This is a genomic window from Leucobacter sp. USHLN154 (genome assembly GCF_037145595.1).
GTDB lineage: Bacteria > Actinomycetota > Actinomycetes > Actinomycetales > Microbacteriaceae > Leucobacter > Leucobacter alluvii.
The window spans coordinates 61,948-87,906 of the sequence record NZ_JBBCXF010000002.1; the positions used below are offsets into that span (position 1 = coordinate 61,948).

Below are 25,959 nucleotides of genomic sequence, written 5' to 3' on the forward strand. Positions count from 1 at the left end.
TGCTTCGGCGAGTACGCTGTGCCCATGAGTACTGCGACGCTGAGCGAGTTCACCCCGGAAGCCGGCACGGTCACGATGTTCTCGACCGTGTGGTGCGGCTATTGCAAGCGCCTCAAGCTGATGCTCGACAAGACGGGCATCGGGTACACCGTGGTCGACATCGAGGACACCCCGGGAACGGAAGAGCTCGTGAAATCCGTGAACGGCGGCAACGCGGTCGTGCCGACCCTCGTCTTCCCCGACGGCTCCACGGCGACGAACCCGACACTCAAGGACGTGCAGGAGCGACTCTCCGTCTGAGCGGTCCGCGGTCCGCTCTCCACTCGGAGCGGAGCGCGTCACCCGAAGTTGAGGCGCGCCTCCTCGTAGCGCGCCTCCGGCACGGTCTTCAAGTGGCCGACGGCCTCGGCGAGCGGCACCATCGCGATGCGATCGCCCCGCAGGCCGGCCATGGTGCCCCACTGCCCCGCTTCGGCGGCGTCGGCCGCCGCGATTCCCGTTCGAGTCGCGAGCACGCGGTCGAAGGCGGTCGGGGATCCGCCCCGCTGCACGTGCCCGAGTACTGTGGCCCGCGTCTCGATCCCCGTCCGCTGTTCGATGAGCGGAGCGAGCACCTCGGCGACGCCTCCGAGGCGCTTGCGCCCGAACCCGTCGAGCCCGTCGCGAGTGGTCTGCGTCTCATTGCCCGCGAGTCGGAAGCCCTCGGCGACGACGACGAGTGAGGATCTGCCGCGATCGCGCACGCTCAGCACCCATTCGCTGATCTGCTCGATGGACTCGGGAAACTCGGGGACGAGGGTGACCTGCGCGCCACCGGCCATGCCGGCGTGCAATGCGATCCAGCCAACGTCGCGGCCCATCACCTCGAGCACCATGCAGCGGCGGTGGGAATCACCGGTGGTGCGGAGGCGGTCGATCGCCTCGGAGGCGATGGAGACCGCGGTGTCGAAGCCGAAGGTGTAGTCGGTGCCACTGAGGTCGTTGTCGATCGTCTTCGGGAGGCCGATCGCGGGAATGCCGTGCTCGGTGAGGAGTTGCGCGACGGTCTGCGTGCCGTTTCCGCCGATCAGCAGGAAGGCGTCGACGCCGTACTCCTCGACGCGATCCCGGATCGCCTGGATGTCTGCCTCATCGCCGCGCCCCGACAGGAACGGCTGCACCCGGCTCGTTCCGAGAATGACGCCGCCGAGCGGAGAGATGCCACGCACTGCTGCGCGATCGAGCGGCACGCGGTCGTCTTCGTGGAAGCCGCGCCACCCGTCCATGAATCCGACCATCTCGAAGCCGTGGACCTCGACACCGCGAAGCACTGCTCCGCGGATGGCAGCGTTCATTCCGGGGCTGTCTCCCCCTGAGCACAGGACACCGATGCGCATGCGACTCCTCATTCTGTGGCGCGCGAGTTCTGGGGCGAGCTCGCCCCGTTCCACCCTAGCTTTGGCAGGATCGAAGCGGACACCGCCATTCTCGCCAAATTTCGGCACAGAATCGGCCAGTCCAGCGCGGCCGGGCGAATCTCCGTCCGACCGCGCTGGGATCGCCTGCGAGCTATGCGCGCGAGCGTTCCACAGCCTGCGTGAGAACGCTGATGAGCGCGATCAGCTGCACCGAATCGGCGTCCTCCGCCGGAGCTGCTGCACCGTCGAGCGCACGGGCCGCGAGGCCGGCCTTGCCGTCGATGAGCTCGGCGATCTTCGCGTCGATCGTCTGGGCCGCCACGATGCGCCATGCCGTGACGGGCTCGTCCTGCCCGATGCGGTGCACGCGGTCGATGGCCTGCGTCTGCTCGGCATCTGTCCAGCTGAGCTCCGCGAGCACCACGTTCGACGAGGCCTGCAGGTTCACGCCGACGCCGGCGGCGGTCAGCGAGCAGACGGCGACCGCGACCTCCGGATCCTGGTTGAACGCGTCGATCTGCTCCTGGCGGAACGCCGCGGTCTGATCGCCGCGGATGGAGACCGTCTTGAGCCCGGCTTCTGCGAGCTGGCGCTCGACGCGATCCATCACGTCGATGTGCTTCGCGAAGAACACGACCTTGCCGACCGATCGCGCGAGCTGCGCGGCGTAGTCCGCCGCGAGCGAGGCCTTCGCCTGACCGATCTTCCGCACCATCGTGAAGATGTTGAGGCCGTCCGCGGAGGAGTGCGATTCTTCGAGCTCCTGCGATGCGACCATGCGGATGATCGCCGCATCATCGAGCTTCTCGCCCAGCTTGCCGCGCTTGACGATGCGGAAGCGATCGAGCAGTTTCTTCGCGAGCTGCGCCTCGGCGTCCCGGATGCCGCGGCCGAATTCGTCGTCGAGCTCGACGGGCAGGTCGACGACCCGCTTCGCGGGAAGGTCGGAGGCGACATCCATCTTGCGGCGGCGCACGATGCCCATGTCGATGACGCTCTGGCGCGCCTCGGGGTAGAACGACGAGTCCGCCGGCGTCCAGCCGTTGTTCTCGAGCTGCGCCATGAGCTCGGGCCCAGGCTTATCGCTCTCGATCCAGCCGAGGAACCGCCAGATGGCCCGGAAGTCGTCGATGTCGTTGATGAGCGGGGTACCGGTCAGGGCGATGAGCAGCGGGGACACCCCCGGCGTGCGTTCGCGGATGCGCTCCGAGATCGCGAGCACGTTGCGGGAGCGCTGCGACTGCACGTTCTTGATCATGTGCGCTTCGTCGACGACCATGCCCTTGAACCCGAAGTCGGAGATCCAGCTCAGGTGGCGATCGAGGATGTCGTAGTTCACGATGAAGACGTCGGCGAAGGCGTCGATGTCATGACCGTCGCCGTGGATCACCGTGACCCGGCGCTGCGGCGTCCACCGCTCCACTTCGCGCGCCCAGTTCATCTTCACGACGTTGGGGACGACGACCAGCAGCGGATACGCATCGGCGACCGAGGCCGCGAGCACCGACTGAGCCGTCTTGCCGAGGCCCGGCTCGTCGGCGAGCAGGAAGCTGCGGTGCCCGTCGCGCACGCTGGCGAGAAAACGCGCCTGATGCGGCATGAGCTCGCGCCCGGCCGGGGCGAGGCGATCCGGCACCGGGGGTTCGGGGAGGTCCATGCACGCCGATCCGCCGCCGCCCTGCTCGAACGACTTGAGGAGGGGCCCGAGCAGCTCCCAGTTCGCGAGTCGCACGACCGGGGTCGGCTGCTTCGGCGGGGCGAGGTCGGGCTTCAAGAACGGGTTCGCGAGCATGCGCGCCTCGATGCCGGCCGGCTCCACCTGACGCTCGGCGAGCTCGGGCGGCACGATCGCACGAGCGGGCTCGGGCGCTGCTTTCTCCTCTTCGGGGAGCTCGATGCCGGCCTGCGCCAGCATCTTGCGCTTCAGGAGGCGCGTCGCCTCGGTGATCGGCGCCGTCGGCTCGAGGAGGGTGATCAGACTCGTGTCGCGGGCGGCGGTCTTCGCGAGGATCGAGGCCACGCCGTCGAGCCGCTTCAGCGTCTCCGCGCGCTCGGAGTCGCTGACCTGCTCATCGGTTTTGACGCGGGCGCGTTCCTCGCGCATGAGCAGCGCGATCACATGGAACTTCGTGCGGTTCGCCGGCGTCGCCTTGCCGCGCTGAGCCGAAGCCTCGACCTCGCGGACGGCGCGTGCGAGCAGCGGGATGATGCCCTCGTTGTGCGTGTGCTTGCGGCGCCCGTTCGAGCGCGACTGGCCGCGCTGCGCGCCGCTCTTCGTCTGGGGCTGACGCGTGGCAGTGGTGGATGCCAATGGATCTCCTGATCGGCGAGTTGCAGTCTCGGAACGCGTACCGAGTCGCGGGCCGCTCGCGGGTTCGGAGCCTGACCTCATGCGCGGCATGGGACTCGCGAACCGCAGAAAGCGCGACCGTGCTACCGATTCTAGCATCCGGTGCGGAGGGGATCGCGAGAGCGCTCTCAAGAAGGCGGGGATCGGCCGCTGCACGAGGGGGTGCCGGCCCGTGGGCGCGGCGGCAGTGCCAGCACAGACCCGGGCGCGCGGTCAGCCTTCGAGCAGGGTGCGCGCCAGCGCCACGTCGGCGTTCATCTGCACGATGAGCGCGTCGAGACCGTCGAACCGCTCGGTGCCGCGCAGGCGATGCGCGAAGCGGATCTCGAGCGTGCGGCCGTAGATGTCTCCGGAGAAATCGAGGATGTACGCTTCGACGCGCGACACCTCATCCGGGGTGAAGGTCGGGTTGTTGCCCACCGAGATCGCGGCCTGGTGGGTGACCCCGTCGAGCACCGCCCATCCCGCGTAGACGCCATCGGCCGGCACGAGCCCCTCGATGCGGCCACCGAGATTAGCGGTCGGAAACCCCAGCTCGCGGCCCCGCGCATCGCCGTGCACCACCTCGCCGCGCACCGCCACGGGGCGGCCCGTCATGCGGCCGGCGCCCTCGACGTCGCCTGCGAGCAGCGCCTCGCGGATGCGCGAGGACGAGACCTGCCCCTCCTCGTCGTCTTCAACCCAGTCGAGCACCTCCGCGACGAAGCCGTGCTGCTCGCCGAGCGCGCGCAGCAGAGCGCCATCACCGGCGCCGTGGTGCCCGAAGCGGAAATCAGCGCCCATGAGGATGTGCTTCGCACCCAGCTTGCCGACGAGCACCTCGACGACGAACTCCTCGGCCGGGATCGCGGCGAAGTCGGCATCGAACTCCACCATCACGCAGGCGTCGAGGCCGAGGCCCGCGATCGCCTCGAGTCGCTGCGCCCGGCTCATGAGGGGTCTCGGGCAGGCTTCCGGTCGCAGATAGCTCAGGGGATGGTTCGCGAACGTGAACGCCACGCTGCGCGCACCGATCTCGTTCGCCGTCGCACGCATGCGCTCGAGAATCGCCTGATGCCCCAGGTGCAGCCCGTCGAACTTGCCGATCGCGATGCAGCTGCCGGCGGAGAAATCGCTGCGTCGGATCGCTTCGAGCGATTCGATGATCTGCATCAGGCGGATCCTCCGGGATTCGCCGGGATCTGCGCCGAGGTTCGTGCCGGACTCCGCTCGGCGGCCTGCGCCGCGGCGGCTCTCCCCGTACTGCGCAGCCAGATGAGGCCGAGCACCGGCAGCACCAGTGGGATGAAGAGGTATCCGCTGCCGAAGAACGACCAGACCGAGGGATGGCCGAAGAGCTGCGGCTCGACGATGCTGAGCAGGCCGACGACGAGTACGCCGCTCAGTTCGAAGATGAGGGCTCCCCAGGCGATCGAGCGCCAGATGCCGCGGCGCTTGATGAGCGCAATCGTCGCGATGATGTATACGACGCCCGACAGCGCCGACAGCGAGTAGGCGAGTGGAGCCTCGTCGAACTTCGCGATGATCTGGTAGACGGAGCGGAAGGTCGCGGCGAGCGCGAGGACGATGTAGACCGCGATGAGCACGCGCCCCAGGCCGCCGAGCCGATCGGAGCCGAGCCGCCCGGGCTCGGCGGAACCGGGCTCGCCCTGGCCGTGCGCCGCGGGTCGCGCGGCGGGTGCAGCGGGCGATGCGGAGGCTTCGGATTCGGCGTTCGACACGCGGATCAGTGTACTCGCCTTCGGCGGCCCGCCCGACGTCCGTCGCGGCCGGTGAGGTCACCGGGCTGCGGGGCCGCCGAAGCCATCGCCGATGGTGGCGAGGAAGACCTCGCCGTGGCCGGTGATGCAGATCGGTTCCCCCGCCGACACGTACAGCGATTGCCCGCGCCGAGCGCTCGCGACTTCGGCGGGACGAGCATCGGGGCGCTCGACGCGGACTTTGCCGGCGGTGACGACGAGCACGACGGGCGCCTCTGCCGGGAGGTCGATGCGGACGGCGGTGTCGGCGTCGGCGTAGCCGGCTCCCGCCTCGGCTTCGGCCTCGCGCAAGCGCGCCCGTACGAGCTGGAATTCCGGCACCGCTGGTCGCCATGCGAGGAGGCCGTGACCGAGCCGCTCCGCCGGGAAGCGCGGGTCGGCGAGCTCGCCCGTGTCGACGATGCGGCACAACTCATCGATGTCGACGTGCTTCTGCGTCAGACCGGCGCGCAGCACATTGTCGGAGGAGGCCATGACCTCGACGGCGACGCCGCCCAGGTAGGCGTGGATCTGCCCCGCTCCCAGGAAGATCGCTTCACCGGGGGCCAGCCGAACGAGATGGAGGAGCAGCGAGACGAGCACTCCGGGATCGCCGGGGTGCGCGGCGGCGAGCGCGCGGAGGGCGGCCAGGCGATCCGGATCGACCGTGCCCTCATCGACGGCTCGTTCCCAGTAACCGACGGCGTCAGACTCCGCGGCAGCCAGCACCTCGGGCAAGCAGGAGAGCGCCTCGACGATGCGCGGCTCACCGCTGAACGCCCACGTCAAGAAGGTGCGTCGCAACTCCCCCGCTTCCCGGCCGACGAGACGGCAGGCGGCGCGCTCGAACCCTTCGGCCCCAGAGAGGAACCCCAGTTCCCGAGCAGCGGCGGCCAGCAGCAGCAGGTCTGCGCGGGCATTCGCGAGATCGCGGAACCCGCTCAGGGCCGTCACCTCGCTCAAGGCGACGAGGAGCTCGGGTTTGTGGGTCGGATCGCAGTAGTTGCGCTCGCGGGCGTCGCGAGGCACGCCGGTGGCCTCCTCGGCTGCGAACCCCTCCGCCGCTTGTTCGCGGTTCGGGTGCACCTGCAGGGAGAGCGGCGCGCCGATCGCGAGCACCTTCAGCAGGAACGGAAGCGGGCCGCCGTCGACGCCATAGCGCTCGGGGTCGCTCTCGACCAGATCGATGAGCGTGTGCTGCACGGGGGTCGCCTTCGCGACATGCGCGGGACTGCCGGGATGGGTGCCCAGCCAGAGCTCGGCCTGCGGCTCGCCTGTGGGCGCCGTTCCCAGCATGTCGGGGAGCGCATCCGTCGAGCCCCAGGCATACGCACGCGGGGTGTTCTCGATGAAGATCAGCACATCTCTCCTCCGCCTCGGCAGACCGGCCGTCGCACACCGTCCGCCGCGAGGCATGAACTACCATACCGACTATGTCGGAGAGCAAGACCAGACTCGGTGTGAGTGCGTACGCGATCTGCGTCTTCGTTCTGGCGTTGGGCAGCAACGGGTTCCGAAATCTCGTGGGATGGCCCGGTTTTCTGGGCCTCGCGGTGGCCCTCGTCGTGTGGGGCATCGTGATCTTCGCGCGCGAACGCCCCGAGCGCTTCCGGTGGTACCGGCTGCCGGCGCCGCTCTACTGGTTCCTCGGGCTGGCGATCCTGTCCATCTTCTGGTCTCAGTACCGGGTCGAGAGCGTGCTCGGCGTCATCGGACAGCTTGCGACCACGCTGCTCGCGGTGGTCATCGCGTTCGTGCTCTCCTGGCACGAGGTGCTGCGCACCCTCGGCACCGCGCTGCGGTACCTCATCGGGCTGTCGCTCGTCTTCGAGCTGATCGTCGCCGTGTTCGTGCAGCACCCCGTCTTCCAGAACTTCATCGACGTGCCCGAATCGGGCAAGATCCCGAAGCTGCTCTACTGGAGCCGCGACCTGCTGTTCGTCGGCGGCCCCATACAGGGGCTCGTCGCGAGTTCGGTGCTGCTCGGCTTCATCGCGCTGCTCGGCGTCATCATCTTCGGCATCCAGCTGCGCGCGGGACTCGTGCGCCCGGTGCGGGGCTGGTTCTGGCTGGTGCTCTCGTTCGTCACCATCCTGCTCACGCGCGGTGCGACCGTATGGGTGGCGCTCGCGGCGGTCGTGGTCGGGTTGATCCTCGCGCTCTGGGCGCGCCGCCTCGGACCCGAGCGCCGGGTGCCGCTGTACGTGACGGGCGGCGCGGTGCTGGCCGTGGCGATCGGCCTGGTGCTGTTCGCGCGCGACTTCGTCTTCGGGCTGCTCGGCAAGAGCGGTGACCTGACGGGGCGCGTCGAGACCTGGCAAAAGGTCATCGACCTGGCCGAGCAACGGCCGTGGTTCGGATGGGGCTGGATCAGCTACTGGGCGCCCTGGGCCGAGCCGTTCGCCTCGCTCGACGAGAAGGCCGGTATCCAGGTGATGAGCGCCCACAACGCGTGGCTCGACGTGTGGTTGCAGCTCGGCATCGTCGGGCTGCTCGCGTTCGCACCGTTGATCGTGCTCACCACGTGGCGCGTCTGGTTCCGCGCGGTCGACCCGCCGCGACGCGGGTACGGCCCTCCGCTGACCTACGCGACCAGCGCGCTCTGGCCGTTCCTCGTGATGATCGCACTCCTCGTGCAGTCGCTGACGGAGAGCCGCCTCATCATCGAAGGCAACTGGTTGCTCCTGGTCCTGCTCGCGGTCAAGTCACGATTCGACTTTCAGTTGCCCTCGCTCGAGGCTGAGCCGACGCAGTTGCCGTGGCGACGGATCCCCATCACGCAGGACACCGACACCATTGGACTGAGGCGATGAACGCCCTGCATCTCACCACCGAGCGGCTCGTGCAGCTGCGCTCCGACGCCCGCCTCGAACGCGAGACGATCATGGAGCATCTCGTGCGCGACGGCGAAGACCCCGCCACCGCCTACGCCGAGACTCCAGAGGTCGACGACTTCGTGGTGCGCGCGCTGCGCGACGAGATGCTCGAGGATCGCGGGCTCCTCGCCGAGTTCGGCCTCGCGCGACTCGCCGCTCGGGCGGGCGGCTCCGACGCCCGGATCCACCAGCAGAACGCGGATCGCGTCGAGTTCGAGCTTCTCCGCGAGATCGCCGCCAGCGCTCCCCCGCTCACCGTCGCGGTGTGGCGGGCGGGACAGGAGCTGCAGGTTCACGGGGACTGACGCGATCGCTCGTGCGCAGGCGCGGGAGCGAACATCACTCGAGATGGTGGCCGCTCGCGTTTTCGTCGACCGAGCGCAGTCACCCATTCGATGTCTCCGTCGGGATGCTGCGTCATCGTCATCCCCGCATGGTGCTTCATCGTGTGGTGCCTCCGGCACAGGACCGCAAGATTGACGACCGACGTCGCCCCTCCACGGGCAGCATCATGCGTGTGGTCGACATCTGCCCGAAACGGCACGACCTGACACCCCGGGAATCGACAATGCTGATCTCGCGCTCGCAGATATCGGAGCAGTTCCTCCGACGGTCGGTACCGATCGACCGCCAGCACGGCGCCCGACGCGTCATCGACCGCCACCCGATCCCACCCGCGCGCGAGACCCGCGAGCAATCGCGCCCGATCCGATCCGATCACGCCGTATCCGGCGAGCATCGCGGGCGCGGAGCCGTCGGAGCCTCCTGAACCCCCGGAGCCGCTGGAGCCGCCGGAGCCGCCGGAGCCCGGGGGCTCGGCTCCTGGACTGACATCAGCAAAGCGTCTCGGGCCGGCACCGGCACCGGCACCGGCACGATCACCGGCCAGCGCACTCACCGGGACGATCACCTGGACCCGTGCGTCGATCCGCTCCCCGCTCACCCCTCCTCGCGAACGCCACAACTCGGAAGGATCGCCGTTGAGGAGCACGTCGACGAACAGGTCTGCCCGCGCCTGGTCGAGTGTGCGCACGACCACCGCGTCATCTGCGCGGGCCGCGACGGCATCAGTGTCTCCGGCATCAGCACCCCCAGCATCGGCACCTCCGGCACTGGCACCCCCAGCATCAGCACCTCCAGCACCGGCACCGGCGCCCCGCCCGCTCGTGGACCTATCGGCCGGCTCGCGGTCGGCGACGACCTGCGCCTGCCCCACGCGCGTCAGCCGATCGTGCAACGCCGACGCGAGCACCGCGTCGACCACCGCGTGCAGTTCCGCCATGCCGTCGTCGAGCGGGGTCACCCACACCCGCCGCTCCGCCGCGGCCCGCTCGCACCGCTCCGCGAACGTACGTCCAGCGAAGCGCTCAGCCAGCACCTTCGCGGCTCGCCGTGCCCGATTCGGCGTCTCGGCCTCCGCGATATCCACGGCCGCCCGCGTGTACGCGCGCCGAGCCGCGCTATCCGTGACGAGCAGCCCCGCATCCGCCACTGCGGCCGCGTGAGCCGCTGATATGCGCCCTGCAGCCAGCGAGGCATGGGCCGCCGGAAACTTCGTGCACAGGTCGAAGGAGCGCTCGATCAACCCCTCGGCGCTCCGGTCCGCGATTCCGAGCGCGAAGCCCACTTCGGCAGCAGCAGCCCGATGGACCAGTTCCGCGGATCGACCGGTACGCCGTTCCTCAGCGCAGACCGTGTCGGACACTGCACGGACGCGCGACAGCAGTGCCCGCTTCCGCGCCCCGAGCCCTCGAAGTTGCTGCTCGACCGAGGCCAGCTCGTTCACGAGCGCATCGAGCTCGCTGCTCTGCGCTTCGCGAATGTGCGGTGAGGCCTCCATGCATCAACTCTGCCGGCGGCCGCCGACATTCATCGCGGCCCGAAGGACGCTGCGGATCCAAAGATTCCCGGCGCAGATTATTGAGGAACCTACAAACAGAGTGCTTCAACCCAGCCCAGCCCAGCCGCTCCACCCCAGCCGACCCCAGCACCCCGCTCAGTAGCCGGCCGTACCCGTTCCGCCCTCGAGCACGGTACGGCTCGACGAGAGACCGAGCCGGTTCGCACCGGCCCGCAGCATCGCTTCCGCGTCCTCGCGGTTGCGGATGCCGCCCGACGCCTTGATCGCCACGCGATCCCCCACCGCTCGCCGCATCACCTCGACGGCGTGCACGGTCGCCCCGCCTGCCGGATGGAAGCCGGTCGACGTCTTGACGAAATCCGCACCGGCGGCCTCCGCGGCGCCGCAGACCGCGGTGATGGTGTCATCGTCGAGTGCCGCCGACTCGATGATCACCTTCAGCACCGTCGGTGCAGGCACCGCCGCGCGGACGGCACGAATGTCGGCCTCGACCGCGGCGATCCGGCCGTCGATGGCCGCTCCGAAGTCGATCACCATGTCGATCTCGTCGGCGCCCTGGGCTACGGCAAGCGCGGCCTCGGCGGCTTTCACGGATGACGCGTGCTTCCCGCTCGGAAATCCGCACACCGCGGTCACTTTCAGGTCGCTTCCCTCCGGCAGGGTCAGGGGAAGCTCGCTCGGGGAGACGCACACACTGTAGACGCCGAGCTCGGCTGCTTCGGCGACGGTCCGCTCGACATCCGCGCGGCGCCCCTCGGGCTTCAAGAACGTGTGATCGATCGTGCGGGCCAGCTCGGAAGTCGAGCCAGAAGCGGGGGCGGGATCGGGTGCGGCCACGTGGTGCTCCAGTTCGAGACGAGGATCAGCGCCCCGGAACGGGGGCGCTCCCTGCCACTCTATGACGCGACGGCTCAACCCGGCTCTCATCTCCTCGCCAGTAGACTGATCCGGTATTCTGCCCGCCGCACGCCCAGAGAGGCTCGTTCCCGATGCCGACCATCCTGCAGAACGTCGTGTTCCCCGTTGCCAAAGACCCAGACGTGCTGCCGCTCTACGCGGACGCCGAGACCTGGACCACGGTGCGGAACCGGCCCGTCCGGCTGAGCGAGAACGCGCACATCGACAACGTGATCTCACGCGAGAGCATGCGCGTGCGCTCCGGCAATCGCGTCTCGTTCGCCAGCTACTTCAACGCCTTCCCGGCCGCGTACTGGCAGCGCTGGACCGTGGTCGATCGGGTGCAGCTCGAGCTGCGCACCCAGGGGCCCGGCACGATCATCGTCTACCGCTCGAACGCGTCGGGCGTGCAGCAGCGCGTCGATTCGCGGGCCGTGACGGGCGACGCCACCTCCGCCTTCGATCTTCCGCTGCGATCCTTCAGCGATGGCGGCTGGTACTGGTTCGATCTCATCGCGAGCACCGAAGACCTCGAGCTTCAGGGCGGTCGTTGGTCGACGGAGGCGCAGCCGGTCGAGACCGGCAAGCTCAGCCTCGGGATGACCACGTACAACAAGCCCGACTACTGCGTCGGCACGCTCCGCAACGTCGCCGAGAACCCGGGGTTGCTGGAGGGCATCGACCGCATCTTCCTCGTCGATCAGGGCACGCAGAAGGTGCGCGACGAAGCCGGCTTCGACGATGTCGCTGCGGCGCTCGGCGAGAAGCTGCAGGTCATCGAACAGGGCAACCTCGGCGGCTCGGGCGGTTTCGCTCGTTCCATGTCGGAGACGCTCGAACGCGAGGATACCGACTTCCTGCTCCTGCTCGACGACGATGTGGAGTTCGAGGCTGAGAGCGCACTGCGCGCACTGCAGTTCGGCCGCTTCAGCCGCACTCCCGTGATCGTCGGCGGGCACATGTTCGATCTGCTCGACAAGCCCGTGCTGCACGCATGGGCCGAGGTGGTGCGGCCCGGCCCGTTCATGTGGGGCCCGTCGTTCGAGCAGCAGCACCGCCACGACTTCCGCAAGCGCAATCTGCGCCAGACGCCGTGGATGCACGCGCGTCTCGACGCCGACTACAACGGCTGGTGGATGTGCATGATCCCGAAGAAGATCATCGCCGAGATCGGTCTGTCCCTTCCCGTCTTCATCAAGTGGGACGACGCCGAGTACGGCCTCCGCGCCCGCGACGCCGGTTACCGCACGGTGTCGATGCCCGGTGTCGCGCTCTGGCACGTCTCCTGGATCGACAAAGACGACTCGCAGGACTGGCAGGCCTTCTTCCACACGCGCAATCGCATCATCGCCGGGCTGCTCCACTCCGACCAGCCGAAGAGCGGGGCGCTCATGCGCAACAGCGGACGGCAGGACATCAAGAAGCTGCTCAACATGCAGTACTACGCGACGCAGCTCGCCGTCGACGGCATGCGCGCGGTGCTGCGGGGCCCGAAGAGCCTCCATGAGGATCTGGCGCGCGTCATGCCTGCAGCACGCGCTCGGGCCGCCGATTTCCCCGAGACGCACGTGTACCGCCCGGGCGATCCCGACACCCCGTACGCACGCGGTGGGCGTGCGCTCCCGATGCTGGAGAAGCCCACCGACTATCCGACCGGGCTCCGGTTGGCCGCGTTCACCGCTCGCATGCTGCCGCAGCACTGGCGCCGCACGGTGAACGAGACCGACGCGCGCACCCCCGAACTCGAGTATGCGAAGAGCGATGCCCTGTGGTGGCGGATTCCGCATCACACGAGCGTCATCATCGGCTCGGCCGACGGGAGCGGCAAGATGTGGTACCGACACGATCGCGAGAAGTTCCGTCGCCTCCTGAAAGAGTCGCGGGCGCTCGCTCGGGAAATCGAGCAGAACTGGGATCGGCTCTCCGCCGAGTACCGGGCCGCGCTTCCCGAGATCACCTCGCCGGAGGCGTGGAAGCGCACCTTCGACGGCCGCTGAGCGGTTCGCGTTCGGCGGGCGTGCGCACGCGAATGCAACGCCCACCCGTCGGCCCGCAGTTTGATATCCTGGGAGGGATGACTTCCCAGGGGCTCCCGCGAACCTTCACTCCGATGGAGTGGATGCTGTCGCACCCTGGCACCAACGGATACGTCTCCTCTTGGGGAGCGATGCTCTCGGGCACCACTCCCACATTCGTCGCAGCCTGAACGGCGCGCGGTCGACGTGGTCTGCACTGCAGACCTCGACGTCGCGTTCTGCCGTTCAGAAACGGTCCAGACTGCGAACGAACCAACGGAGACGCTGTGGAATCCACGCCCCCAACACACGACCAGACCGTACCCCGCTACGGAACCTTCTCCGAAGCTCGCAGGATCACGGCGATCCTGCGCAAGGAGACGGTCGGAGGCGTCCTGCTCGTCTGCGCAGCCGCCATCGCCATCATCTGGGCGAACTCACCCGCCGCCGATTCCTACTTCGCCCTCCGCGATTGGGAGATCGGCTACGAGCCGTGGCACTTGCGGCTCAGCCTGGGCGCTTGGGCAGCAGACGGGCTGCTCGCCGTCTTCTTCTTCTTGGTCGGGTTGGAGCTCAAGCGGGAATTCGTCGCCGGCGATCTCAAGCACTTCCGCACGGCGATGCTGCCGATCGCGGCCGCAATCGGCGGCGTCGTCGTTCCCGCCGGCATCTACGCGGCGATCGTCTGGCAGAACCCGGAACTCCGGGCCGGCTGGGCGATACCCACCGCGACCGACATCGCGTTCGCCGTGGCGGTGCTCGCGATCATCGGCTCGAAACTTCCGGCCGCACTGCGCATCTTCCTGCTGACGCTCGCGGTCGTCGATGATCTGCTCGCCATCAGCATCATCGCGATCTTCTACACTGACACGATCGCCGTCGCGCCGCTGCTCTTCGCGCTGCTCGCGATCGCCGTCTACGGGGTGATCGCGCAGGTCTTCCGCGGGTTCTTCAGCACGCGGCCGTTCGCCGCGTGGGTCGTACTGCTGCCGATCGGCGTCACCGCGTGGGCGCTCATGCACGCCTCCGGCATCCACGCGACGATCGCCGGGGTACTGCTCGGCTTCACCATTCCCGTGCTGCACGCGCGGAAGCACGAGCAGCGCTCCACCCCGGGTCTCGCCGAGGGCTTCGAGCATCGGTTCCGCCCGATCTCGGCGGGGTTCGCGGTGCCCGTCTTCGCGTTCTTCGCGGCGGGAGTCTCAGTCGGCGGCTGGGACGGGGTGCGAGCAGCAGCCCTCAATCCCGTCACGTTCGGCATCGTCGCGGCCCTCGTGCTCGGAAAGCCCATCGGCATTCTCGTCACCACCTGGTTGGTGACGAAGGTCACGCGCACGGCGCTCGACCCAGCACTTCGTTGGATCGACATCGCGGGAGTCGGGCTCCTCGCCGGCATCGGCTTCACCGTGTCGCTGCTCGTCGCCGAGCTCAGCTTCGAGGCGGGTTCGGTCGCCCATGACACGGCCAAGGTGGCGATTCTCGCAGCGTCGGTCGTCGCCGCAGCACTCGCGGCCGTGCTCCTCGGCGTGCGCAACCGCCACTACGGGCGCGTGCAGCGCCGCGATCGGATCGATGCGGACCGCGACGGCGTGCCCGACGTGTATCAGGAGAGCGTTTAGAGCACGTCCGCGAGCTTGTTGTTGTACATGGTGAGGGCCGAACCGATCGCCATGTGCATGTCGAGGTACTGGTACGTGCCGAGTCGGCCGCCGAAGAGCACGCCGTTCTCGCCTTCGGTGAGCTGACGGTACTTGAGGAGGCGATCCCGATCCTCCGGGGTGTTGACCGGGTAGTAGGGCTCGTCTTCGCGCGTCGCGAAGCGCGAGAACTCGCGCATGATGACGGTCTTGTCGGTCGGGTATTCGCGCTCGGGGTGGAAGTGGCGGAACTCGTGGATGCGCGTGTACGGAACGTCCGCTCCCGCGTAGTTCATGACGCTCGTCCCCTGGAAGTCGCCGACGGGCAGCACCTCCTGCTCGAAGTCGAGCGTGCGCCACCCGAGCTCGCCTTCCGCGTAGTCGAAGTAGCGGTCGACCGGGCCCGTGTACACGACGGGAACGGTGCCGACGACGGCCCGCTTGTTCAGCGGCTGGCTCTCGTCGAAGAAGTCGGTGTTGAGGCGCACCTCGATGTTCGGGTGATCGGCCATACGCTCGAGCCATGCCGTGTAGCCGTCGGTGGGCAGGCCCTCGTGCGTATCGTTGAAGTAGCGGTTGTCGTAGGTGTATCGCACCGGCAGGCGGCTGATGATCTCGGCCGGCAGGTCGGTCGTCGGCGTCTGCCACTGCTTCGCGGTGTAGTCGCGGATGAACGCCTCGTAGAGCGGTCGGCCGATGAGCGAGATGCCCTTCTCCTCGAGATTCTGAGCCGACTTCGTGTCGAACTCCTCCGCCTGCTTGGCGATGACCTCGCGCGCCTGCTGCGGGCCGTACGCTGCGCGGAAGAACTGGTTGATGGTGCCGAGGTTGATCGGCAGCGGGTACACCTCGTCTTTGAAGTTCGAGTAGACCTTGTGCACGTAGTTCGTGAACGTGGTGAAGCGGTTGACGTACTCCCACACCGTCTCGTTCGAGGTGTGGAAGAGATGCGCGCCGTATCGGTGGACCTCGATGCCGGTCTCCGGCTCCGCCTCCGAGTAGGCGTTGCCGCCGATGTGCGAGCGGCGATCGATCACCACGACTCGCTTGCCGGCGCTCGCAGCGCGCTCGGCGATGGTGAGTCCGAAGAAACCTGATCCGACGACAAGAAGATCCATGGTCTCTAGCTTAGAGGCTGGGCGCCGCACCCCCGGCGCTAGACTGGGCGAACCGCATGACTCTGCCGCATATGAACTCACGATCCACGTCTCGACATCTCGTCTTGGAAGCGCTTCCCGAGCGCACGGTGTCCGTCGACGTCAGATTCGACGATGCGCGCATCTGGTCGATCGATGTGCGCGGGCTCGAGACTCCCGCCGAGATCGACTGGCCGGAGACGCTCCGCCCGCATCTGACGGGCAGCACCCGCCTGAGCGTGCACGATTCGGCCAGCGGGTCGTGTCTCGAAGCAGCCGAGATCGCCTTCGACGAGGCCGAGCATCGCACTACGGTGGTCGACGAGTCGGGCACACCGCTCGTCGTCAACAAGTGGGGGCGTCTGGGCGTCGCGCTCGATGCGATGGGTGAGGACGTTCAAGCGCTCATCGTCGAGCGCTCCGCCGTGCTCGTCGAGCAGTTGCAGCAGCAGGGGCTCCGACCCTTCGTCGTCGGCGGCACCCTGCTCGGCGCTGTGCGATCCGGCGCGCTGCTCCCCCACGACGATGACGCCGACATCGCATACCTCTCGGAGCATACGCACCCAGTCGATGTCTCCGTCGAAGCGTTTCGCGTGGGACGCGCACTCGCGGATCTGGGGTACGAGATCAAGCGTCACAGCGCGACGCACATGCAACTGCTCTTCAGGGACGCGGATCACGGCGAGGTCGTGCACTACATCGACGTGTTCGCCGCGTTCTTCACGGAGGACGGGCTCATCAACCAGCCGTTCCACGTGCGCGGCGAGATGCGCATGGATCAGATGCTCCCGTTCGGCAGGGTGTCGATCAACGGCGCCGATTTTCCCGCCCCCGCCGACACCGATCGTTGGCTCACCATCAACTACGACGCGAACTGGCGCACGCCGATTCCGGGGTACGTGCTCGAGACGCCCGAGCCGACGCGGCGCCGGTTTGACAGCTGGTTCGGCTCCTTCAACTTCCATCGCGATTTCTGGGATGCGCACTATGCGTCGGCGTCGAGCGGCCACGCGAACGCGCCCGTCGACGCCGCTCACGAGGCTGCCCGCGACGCGTCCGAGGCGCAGTGGGCGAAGGGCCGCGAGTGGCTTCTCGAGGCGTTGCGCAGCGAGGCTTCGCCGGTCGTACTCGATCTCGGCTGCGGCAGTGGGGCGTTGACCCGCGCGCTGCAGGTGACCCATCCCGACGCACGTGTGGTGGGACTCGATTACGCGACCGAAGCGCTCCGTCGCGCGAGCGGGTTCGCCGGCGATCCGCCGGAGCCGACGTACGAGCACATCAATCTCTACCGGGCGCGGTCGCTCGGCATCACCGCCGAACTCGGCATCCGAGGGTCGTTCGACGTCGTCGCGAACCACGTGCTCGATGAGATCGGGCATCACGGGCGCGGATACGCGTGGCGCCTCATGCGCATGGCGCTGCATTCCGGAGGCCAGGCCGCGTTCACCTTCCATGCGCGCCACGCACGCGACGTGACCTTCGAGGATCCCACCGGCTGGCATCTCGAAGAGGCCCAGCTCGCGGATGAGGCCGCAGCGTACGGTCTCCGCCTCGTCTTCGACCCGATCCACGAACCGCTGCCCGAGCTGCCCGAGGGCGTCGTCGACACGATGCCGCTCGCGCGCGCGGAGACGTTCAGACGCCGCTCTCGTCGACCAGTCGGGGCGACCGTGCTGTTCGATTCGACCAGCGCCACGCCTGCATCGACCGAACCGATCTCTGGAGAACACGAATGAATGAACCGAATGCAGCACGACGCGCGCTCGGACGGGCTCGTCGCGTGCTCGGCACTCCGCATGACGCGATCGCGCGCCTCGAGGCCGAATTGCAGGCCGAGCGCGAGCGCGTCTCCCGCCTGGAGTCCGAGATCGACGAACTGCGACGCGACAGCCTCCGCGTCGCGGAGTTGATCGACCTCGCGGAGCGCGCGTTCACGCCGAAGCCGTGACGGGCCGGGCTGCCGCCGCGCGAAGACTGCGCTAGCGCTGCCGGAGTGCCTCGGCGATGATGCGATGCGCCGGCAGAATGCTGCGCCGCTCGTCATCCATGTCGACGCGTCCCTCGACGAGGTCGACGAAGTGATCGAACTGCGCCGCGAGCGGCTCGGCGCCCGACACCTCCGGCACCTCCATCTCGGTCATCTGCTTGAAGCCGGCGTGACCGATGGTGCTCTCGATGTTCGCGTGCCGGTACTTCGTCACGCCGCGCAGGAGCAGGTCGACCTCGACCATGGAGTCGAGCGACTGGATGGTCAGGCGTCGCACCTTGCGCTGGCCGATGCGGCTCGCGGAGGCGGATGCGATGCCGTTGCCCGGGAAGCGCAGGGTGAGATCGATGACGTCCTCGGCGTTCTCGAGCGACTCCGGGTGGAAGTACCCGAGCTCGGCGTTGACGCGCTCCGGCGACTGCGATCCGAACATGCGCGAGATGAGGTCGGCGTCGTGCACGAGGAGATCCCAGGCGACGCCCGTCTTGATGCGCGACCAGTACGGTGAATGGCGCTCGGCGCGCACGTACACGGGCTCTTCGATGAGCGACTGCGCCGCGATCACCCCGGCGTTGAACCGCTCGAGAAACCCGCACTGGACCGGAACGCCGCGCTGTTCAGCGGTCGCCAGGATCTCTTCGGTCTGCTCGAGAGAGGGGCAGATCGGCTTCTCGATGAGCACGGGCAGCCCGGCGTCGAGGATCTCGCGCGCGATGTCGTAGTGGTACTCCGTCGATGCTGCCACGACCACGGCGTCGGCGTGCTTCAGCGCCGGCTCCGCCGAGGCGTACCATTCTCCGCCGAACGCGTCGGTCGCCGCGCGTCCGTTCGTCTCGAACGGATCGACGATTCCGACGAGGTTCGCTCGACTGGAGTTCGCGATGATGCGCGCGTGATTGCGTCCCATCGATCCAGCACCGAAGAGTACGACGTTCGGTTGTGCCACAGTGTTCCTCCACGTGTCTGCTCCACTTGCCCGCGCGACGGATGCCCACGAGAGCCGCGGCCCCTGGCCGCCATGCACTTCAGTCTAAACGTGCCGACCCGGCCCGGAGTCATGCCCGTGCTCAGCAGCGGCATCGATCCATGCCGAGAGCAGTGTCTGAGCGCTGAATCCGCCCGAGTGCACCCTCCGCACGAAGCGCTCGCCCTCGGCTGCGAGCGCCCGGCTCCCGGTGCGGTCTGCAACGATCTCGCGCAGCACCGATTCGAGCGTGTCAGGCGTCGCCTCCGTGATGGGAAGCTCCGTCCCCGTCGCGGCGCGCACCGCCTCACGCACCTGCGGGAGCACGTGACCGACCACGACGCGGCCCGCGGCGAGCGCCTCGCAGGCGGCGACGCCGTAGGAGCCGATTCTGAATTGATCGAGCACGATGTCGGCCTCGCCCACGCGTGCGGGCATCTCATCCGCGGCGACGCCCGAGACGCGACGGTACTCGACGAGGCCCTCATCGTGCAGGCGCTGCATCACCGGTTCGATCAGGTGCGTCCCCTTGGTCGCTGCCGAGCTCGGCACATGCAGCACGACGGGGCGGGCCCGTTCGAGCGGGGCGTGCCGCGCACTCCACCGCTCGACGTCGATCACCACGGGGCACCACACGCCGGCAGGCGCATCGAGCAGGAGGTCCGGCGTCGAGACGAACAGCGGAAGCCCGAGCGCTTCGATGAGCGCTGCGTTCCGATCCGCATCCGCCTGCAGCATCGCGTCCTGCCGCTCGTCCTCCCCGTACGGCGACCACGGGGTCAGACTGCGATGGCGCTCAGGCGAGCGCAGATCCGTGCCGTGCGAGAGCAGGGCGACGGAGACTCCGGCGAGCTGCAGGGCGCGCACCTCCCTGGCCACATCCCAGTTGAGCAGTCCCCCGAACAGGGAGCGCTCCGCCTCGATGAGGACGTGGGTGAAGCGCCGCACCGCAGCGAGCTCCGCGGTCTGCCAGGGTCGCGAGAGATTCTGCACGGGAAGCGGCACGTCGCGGTCGGCGGGGAATCCGAAGCCTCCTGGCAGTTGCACCGAGAGGTTCCTCGCACCGACGTCGGTGCGCTCCGCTTCGAGCGCGCGCGCCCAGAGGTATCCCTGACCGGAGTAGTTCGTCGGGGCGATGTACACCCGCACCGGCCGCTCGGGGACTTCGGTCACCGGTGGGCGATGCGTCGCGCGAGTACCGCCCAGCGCGAATGCGATGAGCCGCGAGACCGGTCGGCCGGGCCGCTTCGCGACGCCCTCCATCAGGGAGACGACCCATCGCGGCAGCCGTGCGCGCCGGGCCATGAGCCCGTCGATCACTGTGCCGACGATTCGCCGAGGAATCGCGGTCACCCCCGCCCGGTGCTCGCTCAAGCCCGACGCTCCCGCACTCGCGCGGGAAGCACGGCTTCGGCGCAGTCGGCGACCTGCGCGGCGACGCGGTCGATCGAGAACGCATCGGAGGCCCACGCGCTGAGCTCCTGGCGCTCGGCATCGTTCAGCGGATCGCGCGCCGCATCTGCCAGCCGCTGCGCCGTCGCCTCGACGTCGTATCCAACGGCCGACCCCACCGGGTGCGAGGCACGGTGCCGTTCGATGAAGTCGACCGTCGGGCCCTCGCCGGCGAACACGACCGGGCATCCCGACGCGAGCGACGCGTAGACCTTGGTCGTGAAGGCGTAATCGTATCCCTGCCGGGGCTTCAGGCTCGCCAGGGAGGCGACCGCACCCGAGAGCACGTGGGAGAGCTCCTCGCCGCCGACCGGCGCGAAGAACTCCACTCCTGTGACGCCCAGATCGGCGATGCGGCGCTCGAGCGCCGCGCGCTGCGACCCGTTGCCGTAGAACAGCAACCGGTAGCCGGGCCGTTCCTCCGAGAACCGCGCGAAGGCATCGATGAAGATCTCGGCTCCGTGCCACTCCGAATACGACCCGGCGTAGACGAAGTAGGGCGCCACCGCCGCAGAACGCGCACCCCGGAAGGTGAACGCTCCGGTGTCGACGCCGAAGCCAACGGGAGTGGCGGGCGTCTCGATCCCGATCTCGCGCATGCGCGAGACGAGGCCGGGTGAGATCGCGAACGCGGCCGATGCTCCCCGCATCGCGAAGCGCTCGACCCCGCGCAGCACGCGCAGCACGACGCGAGAGGAGGTCGCCTGGCTCGCGGCATCCGACCAGAGGTCTGCCGCGTCGTACACGTACGGACGACGCAGGATCGCCGCCGCGACACGCATCGCCGCGCCGGTCGTGGGCGGGGGTTCGACGATGTACAGGTCTGCGCGGCGCGCGAGGAGGAGCCGGAAGAACAGCGGAATGTCGAAGCTCATGTACTGGACATATCCGCGCACGTAGCCGGCCGCATCGCGCAGCACCGGGAAGCGGCGCACGCTGACTCCCGCCGGATCCTGCCCGGCGGCGGCGGCACGGCCGGCTCGCGGTGCTCGGGTGGTCAGCACTTCGACCTCTGCGCCGCGCCGTGCGAACTCGCGAGCGATCGCCTCGAGCATGAACGATGCCGCGGCGGGCTCCGGCGCGAAGATGCGACTCGCGATGACGACGCGCAACGGCGACTGAGGCATGGGGGCTCCCTGGGATGGTGGATAGCGTGGCCGGCGCGGCTCACTCATTCGGCGTCAGTCCGAGGAGCTCGCGCTCGAGCACGATGCGCGAGGCCGAACCGTCGTGCACGAGGTCGACGAATGCCGGGCCGCGGGCGGCCTCAGCGCGGTAACGCTCACGATGCTGCACCACGTCGCGCAGGACCGATTCGAGGGAGTCGATGTCTGCTTCGACGATCGGCAATTCGAGGCCCGTGCCCTCGCGCACCGCCTCGCGGGCGTACTCCCCGATATGGGAGATCACGAGACGGCCGGCCGCCATCGCCTCGCAGGCTGCGACGCCGTAGTCGCCGAGACGGAACTGGTCGAGCACGACGTCTCCCGAAGCGAACATCGCAGGCATCTCGGCCTGCGAGAGGCCGGTCACCGTGACGTATTCGATGATGCCCTCGTCATGGAGCCGGCGCAGGAGCGGTTCGATCTCCGCCGTTCCTTTGACCAGCGGGTTCGAGGGGATGTGCAGCACGCGCAGCCGCTCGCGCACGAGCACCGGCGCCTCCGTGCGCCACGGATCGGGGTCGATGACGACGGGCAGCAGATGCGCGTAGGGGACGTCGAGCATGAGGCCGGGGGTCGAGACGAATGTGGGCCCCTCGACGTCGTCGAGCAGCTGCCGGTTCGCCGCCACGACCTGTTCGAGACGTTCGACGGGCACCCAGTCGTCATTGACGAACGGCGACCACGGCTCGTGTTCGCGGTGGCGGCTCGGCAGACGGATGTCGTTGCCGTGGCTCACGGCTCCGACGATCAGGCCCCGCGCACGGAGCTCGCGCACCTGGCGCCGCACGTCGCCGTTCCACATTCCTCCGAGCGGCGGGAACTCGGCCTCGATGAGCACGTGCGTGAAGTCGCGGGCGAGCGCCTCGAGCAGGCGGCGTTGCCACACGCGGTCGTGCGTGACGGTGCGCCACGGCACCGAGTAGTCGGCCGGGTACCCGAAGGGGTTGATCTCGGCGTACACCAGGTTCTTCGCGTCGACTCGCTCATCGCGCATCGCCGCGCGACCCCAGCGATACCCCTGGCCGGCGTAATTCGCGGGTGAGATGAACACGCGGGCCTCGCACCGCGTGTCCGCGCTCGGAACCGGCGGCATCGGAGCGCGCCGCACGCGGTCCACGGTCATCGCGATGCCGTCCTGCACGACCTTCGGCACGAGCTTCCAGAGCTTCTCGATCGCGGGGTGCATCATTCGCCTTCCTGCACAGGGCGGTCAGTGGTGCCAGGCTCGATCCAGTGCCGCATCAGCACCGCCGCGCTCTCGGCACCGCTGTGCCAGCGCTGCACGAACTCGGGGCCCTCGGCGCCGGCTCGGGCGAGGGCAGCGGGATCCTTCGCCACGTCGCGGAGCACCGCCTCGAGCGTGTCCGGGGTCGCCTCCACGATCGGGAGGTCGAGACCCGCGTCCTCCCGCACCCGCTCTCGCACCTGGGGGGCGATGTGACCGATCACGAGCTTGCCTGCGGCCATCGCCTCGCACGCTGCGACGCCGTACGACCCGAGCCTGAACTGGTCGAGCACCACGTCGGCGGACGCATACACCTCCGGCATCTCGGCCGACGGCACACCTCGTACTTCGCGGTACTCGATGACCCCCTCGGCCTCGAGACGACGCAGCATCGGTTCGATGAGCTGGGTCCCCTTGATGAGCGAGACACTCGGAGCGTGGATCACGCGAAGCCTGGCGCCCGCAGGTCTGCGCTCCGGAGCGGCGACGGCCCAGCGGCGCGCGTCCACGACGACCGGGCACCATGCGGCCTCGGGCAGATCGAGCAGCAGATCCGGCGTCGACACGAAGAGCGGGCGCCGACTGGCGCGGAGCATCGCGATGTTCCGCCGGGTCACGCGTTCGAGACGGCGGGAGTAGAGATCGGGATCCGTGTAGGGCGACCACGGCTCGCGCTCGGCGTGCGCGCTCGGCACCCGGATGTCGGTGCCGTGCGCCATGCACGCGGTGTCGACGCCCGCCGCCGACAGCCAAGCGATCTCGCGCGCGAAATCGCGCCCCATGAGCCGCCCGAACAGCGGTTCCTCCGCTTCGACGAGCACGTGGCTGAAGCGCCGCACCGCGTCGCGCTGCGCCCGCTGCCACCCGCGGTCGTTGTGATAGGTGGCCACGGGTACGACGAGGTCCGATGGGAAGGCGAAACCGCCCGGCACGTCGATCGCCATCGTCGCGGTCGATGCCGATGGGAGCGCCTCGCGCACCGCGCGGGTCCATTCCGTCGACTGATTCGAATAGTTGACCGGAGCGATCAGCACACGCGGATCGCCGGTCCCGGGCACTGAGACGCCGGGGCGATCCTTCGCACGAGGAATTCCGAGGCGCAGCGCTGCGATTCGGCCGGGAATGCTCATGGGGTGATCGGCGACGAAGTCGATCACCGCGTTCAGCCACCTGGGGTAGTCGTTACGACGCTGCGGCAGCAGCCGAGCGAGAAGGGCGGATCGCGCCATACGTGCACGCGCTCCCTTCACGATTACGGGCGGCCGGTCGACCGGACGGATGGTCGGCACCAGTGTAGCCGAGGAGGATCGGGGCGACGGGGTGCGCCCGGTAGCATCGAAGCATGACCGAGCCGCTCGTCGACCTCACCATCGCCGTCCACTCCGCGACTCGTCCCATCGCGCGCGCCGTCGCATCGGTGATCGATCACACCGCGGCCGATGTGCGCGTGAACGTGGTCGCGCACAACATCGACCCCGAGATCATCCGCACCAACCTCGGCGAGTACGCGCAGCATCCCGACGTGCGGCTCCTCGAACTTCGCGATGGCATCCCCTCGCCGGCCGGGCCGATGAACTACGGCTTCGCCCAGTCGTCGGCGCCCTACATCTCGGTCATGGGATCGGACGACGAACTCGCGCCCGGTGCGCTCGATTCGTGGCTCGCCGTCGCGCAGCGCACGGGTGCGGAGGCGGTGCTCGCGCGCATTCGGCTCGACACCGGGCGAACGGACCCGTATCCCCCGGTGCGGGGCGGTCGACGCACGGAGCGCCTGCACCCTCGCCGAGATCGACTCGCGTATCGCAGCGCGCCGCTCGGATTGATCGACCGGCGCCGGTTCGGCGACCTCCGCCTGACGGAGGGCCTGCCCTCCGGGGAGGACCTGACCTACTCGCTGACCGTCTGGTACACGGCCGAGACGCTCGCCTACGATCTCGACGGTCCCGCCTATGTGATCAATGCCGATGCCGGTGACCGCGTCACGTTCGCCCCGCGTCCGGTCGCCCAGGATTTCGCGTTCCTCGACGAACTCGAATCACTCCCCTGGTTCGCGCAGGCGTCGCGAGCCGATCGCCTCGCGATCGTCGTGAAGCTCATCCGCATTCACGTGTTCGATGCGATTCTCGCCCGGGCGCGCACGCAAGACGACCTCGATGCGAATCGTTCGGACTTGATCGGCCTGCTCAGGCGATTCGAGCGGCTCGCGCCGGGCGTGCGCAAGCTGCTCGCACGTACCGACCGCGCCGTGTTCACCGAGCTCGCGTCGCCGCACAGCTCACCGGCGAGCATCGCACTGGCACTCGACAAGCGGCATGTCTATCGGTCCATTCCGACGTTGCTGCCGCGCAACCCCTTCCGCGCACTGCAGCAGCAGGCCCCGTTCCGCACGCTGTTCTCGGGCTTCCGCATCATGAACGGCGCGCGCTGACCCCGGCTGGGGCCGAAGCCGTGCGCCTGAGCTAGCGCGGGGGCAGCGTCAGAATCTCGGCGCCGTCGGCGGTGATCGCGATGGTGTGCTCCGAGTGGGCCGTCCGCGCGCCCGTGGCGCTTCGCAGGGTCCAGCCGTCGGCGTCGACGGCCAGGCGGTCGGTGTCGGCCATCACCCACGGTTCGACGGCGAGCAGCAGGCCCTCGCGGAGCCGGTACCCGCGCCCGGCGCGCCCGTTGTTCGCCACGTGCGGCTCCTGGTGCATCGTGGAGCCGATGCCGTGGCCGCCGAACTCCATGTTGATCGAGTACCCGGCACCTTTGAGCACGGCGCCGATCGCGTGCGAGATGTCGCCGATGCGTGCATCGGGCTTCGCGACGGCGATGCCAGCGCGAAGCGCCTCCTCGGTCGCCGCAATCATGGCGACGTCGGCGGGATCACGGGTCTCGCCCACGATGAAGCTGATCGCGGAATCGGCGGCGATGCCGTCCACGGTGACGGCGAGGTCGAGGGTGAGCAGATCGCCGTCCGCGAGTGCGTAGTCGTGCGGCATGCCGTGCAGCACGGCGTCGTTGACCGCGGTGCAGACGTAGTGCCCGAACGGACCGTTGCCGAACGACGGCGCGTAATCGATGTAGCAGGAGACCCCGCCGCCTTCGCGGATCATCTCCCCCGTCATCCGGTCGAGCTCGAGCAGGTTGGTGCCGACTCGAGCGCGCTCGCGGAGCGTCTGGAGGATGGTACCGACGAGTGCGCCGGCGCGGCGAGCGCGGCGCAGTTGGTCTTCGTTCAGAATCTCGATCATCGGTGCCCATCGTACTCGCCGTAC

The 25,959-nt window shown here is 68.7% G+C and carries 23 protein-coding genes; 9 read left to right on the forward strand and 14 right to left on the reverse strand.

The genetic code is table 11. The features are described from left to right. Positions 1-24 precede the first annotated feature (24 nt). Positions 25-300, forward strand: a complete 276-nt coding sequence (locus WFH23_RS04435) for a mycoredoxin (RefSeq protein WP_090151690.1) — start codon at positions 25-27, stop codon at positions 298-300. Between the two features lie 38 nt (positions 301-338). Here the strand turns inward: WFH23_RS04435 and WFH23_RS04440 are convergent, their stop codons facing one another. The 5 genes from WFH23_RS04440 to manA all read right to left on the reverse strand — a co-directional run bounded on the left by WFH23_RS04440 (position 339) and on the right by manA (position 6,848). After that, entirely contained in the window at positions 339-1,376 is a 1,038-nt protein-coding gene (locus tag WFH23_RS04440) for an ATP-dependent 6-phosphofructokinase (protein WP_090151693.1), read from the reverse strand. A 172-nt stretch (positions 1,377-1,548) separates the two neighbouring features. After that, a complete protein-coding gene (locus WFH23_RS04445) occupies positions 1,549-3,708 on the reverse strand; it encodes a DEAD/DEAH box helicase (RefSeq protein WP_200332467.1) in 2,160 nt (719 codons plus the stop codon). 252 nt (positions 3,709-3,960) lie between these two features. Next, positions 3,961-4,899: a bifunctional riboflavin kinase/FAD synthetase gene (locus WFH23_RS04450; protein WP_090151701.1), complete on the reverse strand. Its 939-nt coding sequence runs from the start codon at positions 4,897-4,899 to the stop codon at positions 3,961-3,963. Continuing rightward, positions 4,899-5,468 carry a hypothetical protein gene (locus WFH23_RS04455; RefSeq protein ID WP_442918687.1) on the reverse strand — a complete coding sequence of 190 codons (570 nt, stop codon included), beginning with the start codon at positions 5,466-5,468 and terminating at the stop codon, positions 4,899-4,901. Before WFH23_RS04455 ends, WFH23_RS04450 begins: the two co-directional genes overlap by 1 nt. A 57-nt stretch (positions 5,469-5,525) precedes the next feature. Further along, positions 5,526-6,848 carry a mannose-6-phosphate isomerase, class I gene (manA, locus tag WFH23_RS04460; RefSeq protein ID WP_336661708.1) on the reverse strand — a complete coding sequence of 441 codons (1,323 nt, stop codon included), beginning with the start codon at positions 6,846-6,848 and terminating at the stop codon, positions 5,526-5,528. A 71-nt stretch (positions 6,849-6,919) separates the two neighbouring features. Between manA and WFH23_RS04465 the strand changes: the two genes are divergently transcribed. Continuing rightward, a complete protein-coding gene (locus WFH23_RS04465) occupies positions 6,920-8,299 on the forward strand; it encodes an O-antigen ligase family protein (protein WP_336661709.1) in 1,380 nt (459 codons plus the stop codon). Beyond that, positions 8,296-8,667: a hypothetical protein gene (locus WFH23_RS04470; RefSeq protein WP_200332461.1), complete on the forward strand. Its 372-nt coding sequence runs from the start codon at positions 8,296-8,298 to the stop codon at positions 8,665-8,667. The genes WFH23_RS04465 and WFH23_RS04470 overlap by 4 nt, the downstream gene beginning before the upstream one ends. Here the strand turns inward: WFH23_RS04470 and WFH23_RS04475 are convergent. Then, a complete protein-coding gene (locus WFH23_RS04475; RefSeq protein ID WP_336661710.1) occupies positions 8,655-10,202 on the reverse strand; it encodes an HNH endonuclease signature motif containing protein in 1,548 nt (515 codons plus the stop codon). The genes WFH23_RS04470 and WFH23_RS04475 overlap by 13 nt on opposite strands. 156 nt (positions 10,203-10,358) lie before the next feature. Further along, entirely contained in the window at positions 10,359-11,060 is a 702-nt protein-coding gene (deoC, locus tag WFH23_RS04480) for a deoxyribose-phosphate aldolase (protein ID WP_336661711.1), read from the reverse strand. Positions 11,061-11,212: 152 nt separating this feature from the next. On the opposite strand from deoC, the gene WFH23_RS04485 reads away from it, so the two are divergent. The 3 genes from WFH23_RS04485 to nhaA all read left to right on the forward strand — a co-directional run bounded on the left by WFH23_RS04485 (position 11,213) and on the right by nhaA (position 14,754). Further along, on the forward strand, positions 11,213-13,117 hold the full coding sequence (locus WFH23_RS04485; protein WP_336661712.1) for a glycosyltransferase: 1,905 nt from the start codon (positions 11,213-11,215) through the stop codon (positions 13,115-13,117). 77 nt (positions 13,118-13,194) lie between these two features. Then, a complete protein-coding gene (locus WFH23_RS04490) occupies positions 13,195-13,326 on the forward strand; it encodes a hypothetical protein (protein ID WP_255537064.1) in 132 nt (43 codons plus the stop codon). Between the two features lie 96 nt (positions 13,327-13,422). Further along, entirely contained in the window at positions 13,423-14,754 is a 1,332-nt protein-coding gene (nhaA, locus tag WFH23_RS04495) for a Na+/H+ antiporter NhaA (protein WP_336661713.1), read from the forward strand. On the opposite strand, the gene glf is transcribed toward nhaA, so the two are convergent. After that, positions 14,751-15,890, reverse strand: coding sequence for a UDP-galactopyranose mutase (gene glf, locus WFH23_RS04500; RefSeq protein WP_336661714.1), 1,140 nt, complete (start codon positions 15,888-15,890; stop codon positions 14,751-14,753). The genes nhaA and glf overlap by 4 nt on opposite strands. A 56-nt stretch (positions 15,891-15,946) precedes the next feature. Here glf and WFH23_RS04505 point away from each other — a divergent pair, with 56 nt between their 5' ends. Both WFH23_RS04505 and WFH23_RS04510 read left to right on the forward strand, forming a co-directional pair. Beyond that, on the forward strand, positions 15,947-17,644 hold the full coding sequence (locus WFH23_RS04505; RefSeq protein WP_336661715.1) for a class I SAM-dependent methyltransferase: 1,698 nt from the start codon (positions 15,947-15,949) through the stop codon (positions 17,642-17,644). Next, complete coding sequence (locus WFH23_RS04510) at positions 17,641-17,856, forward strand: hypothetical protein (protein WP_200332447.1); 216 nt, start codon at positions 17,641-17,643, stop codon at positions 17,854-17,856. The genes WFH23_RS04505 and WFH23_RS04510 overlap by 4 nt, the downstream gene beginning before the upstream one ends. Positions 17,857-17,887: 31 nt before the next feature. Here the strand turns inward: WFH23_RS04510 and WFH23_RS04515 are convergent, their stop codons facing one another. The 5 genes from WFH23_RS04515 to WFH23_RS04535 all read right to left on the reverse strand — a co-directional run bounded on the left by WFH23_RS04515 (position 17,888) and on the right by WFH23_RS04535 (position 23,931). Continuing rightward, positions 17,888-18,841, reverse strand: coding sequence for a Gfo/Idh/MocA family protein (locus WFH23_RS04515; RefSeq protein ID WP_336661716.1), 954 nt, complete (start codon positions 18,839-18,841; stop codon positions 17,888-17,890). An 84-nt stretch (positions 18,842-18,925) separates the two neighbouring features. Beyond that, positions 18,926-20,233 carry a glycosyltransferase gene (locus WFH23_RS04520; RefSeq protein ID WP_336661717.1) on the reverse strand — a complete coding sequence of 436 codons (1,308 nt, stop codon included), beginning with the start codon at positions 20,231-20,233 and terminating at the stop codon, positions 18,926-18,928. After that, positions 20,230-21,438 (reverse strand): glycosyltransferase family 4 protein, encoded by a 1,209-nt coding sequence (locus tag WFH23_RS04525; RefSeq protein WP_336661718.1) that lies wholly within the window; start codon positions 21,436-21,438, stop codon positions 20,230-20,232. Before WFH23_RS04525 ends, WFH23_RS04520 begins: the two co-directional genes overlap by 4 nt. Positions 21,439-21,478: 40 nt before the next feature. Then, entirely contained in the window at positions 21,479-22,666 is a 1,188-nt protein-coding gene (locus WFH23_RS04530) for a hypothetical protein (RefSeq protein WP_336661719.1), read from the reverse strand. Then, positions 22,663-23,931, reverse strand: coding sequence for a hypothetical protein (locus tag WFH23_RS04535; RefSeq protein ID WP_336661720.1), 1,269 nt, complete (start codon positions 23,929-23,931; stop codon positions 22,663-22,665). Before WFH23_RS04535 ends, WFH23_RS04530 begins: the two co-directional genes overlap by 4 nt. 113 nt (positions 23,932-24,044) lie before the next feature. Between WFH23_RS04535 and WFH23_RS04540 the strand changes: the two genes are divergently transcribed. Then, positions 24,045-25,130 (forward strand): glycosyltransferase, encoded by a 1,086-nt coding sequence (locus WFH23_RS04540; RefSeq protein ID WP_336661721.1) that lies wholly within the window; start codon positions 24,045-24,047, stop codon positions 25,128-25,130. Positions 25,131-25,161: 31 nt separating this feature from the next. Here WFH23_RS04540 and map read toward each other — a convergent pair whose 3' ends face one another. Next, entirely contained in the window at positions 25,162-25,935 is a 774-nt protein-coding gene (map, locus tag WFH23_RS04545; RefSeq protein WP_200332434.1) for a type I methionyl aminopeptidase, read from the reverse strand. Positions 25,936-25,959: the final 24 nt, after the last annotated feature.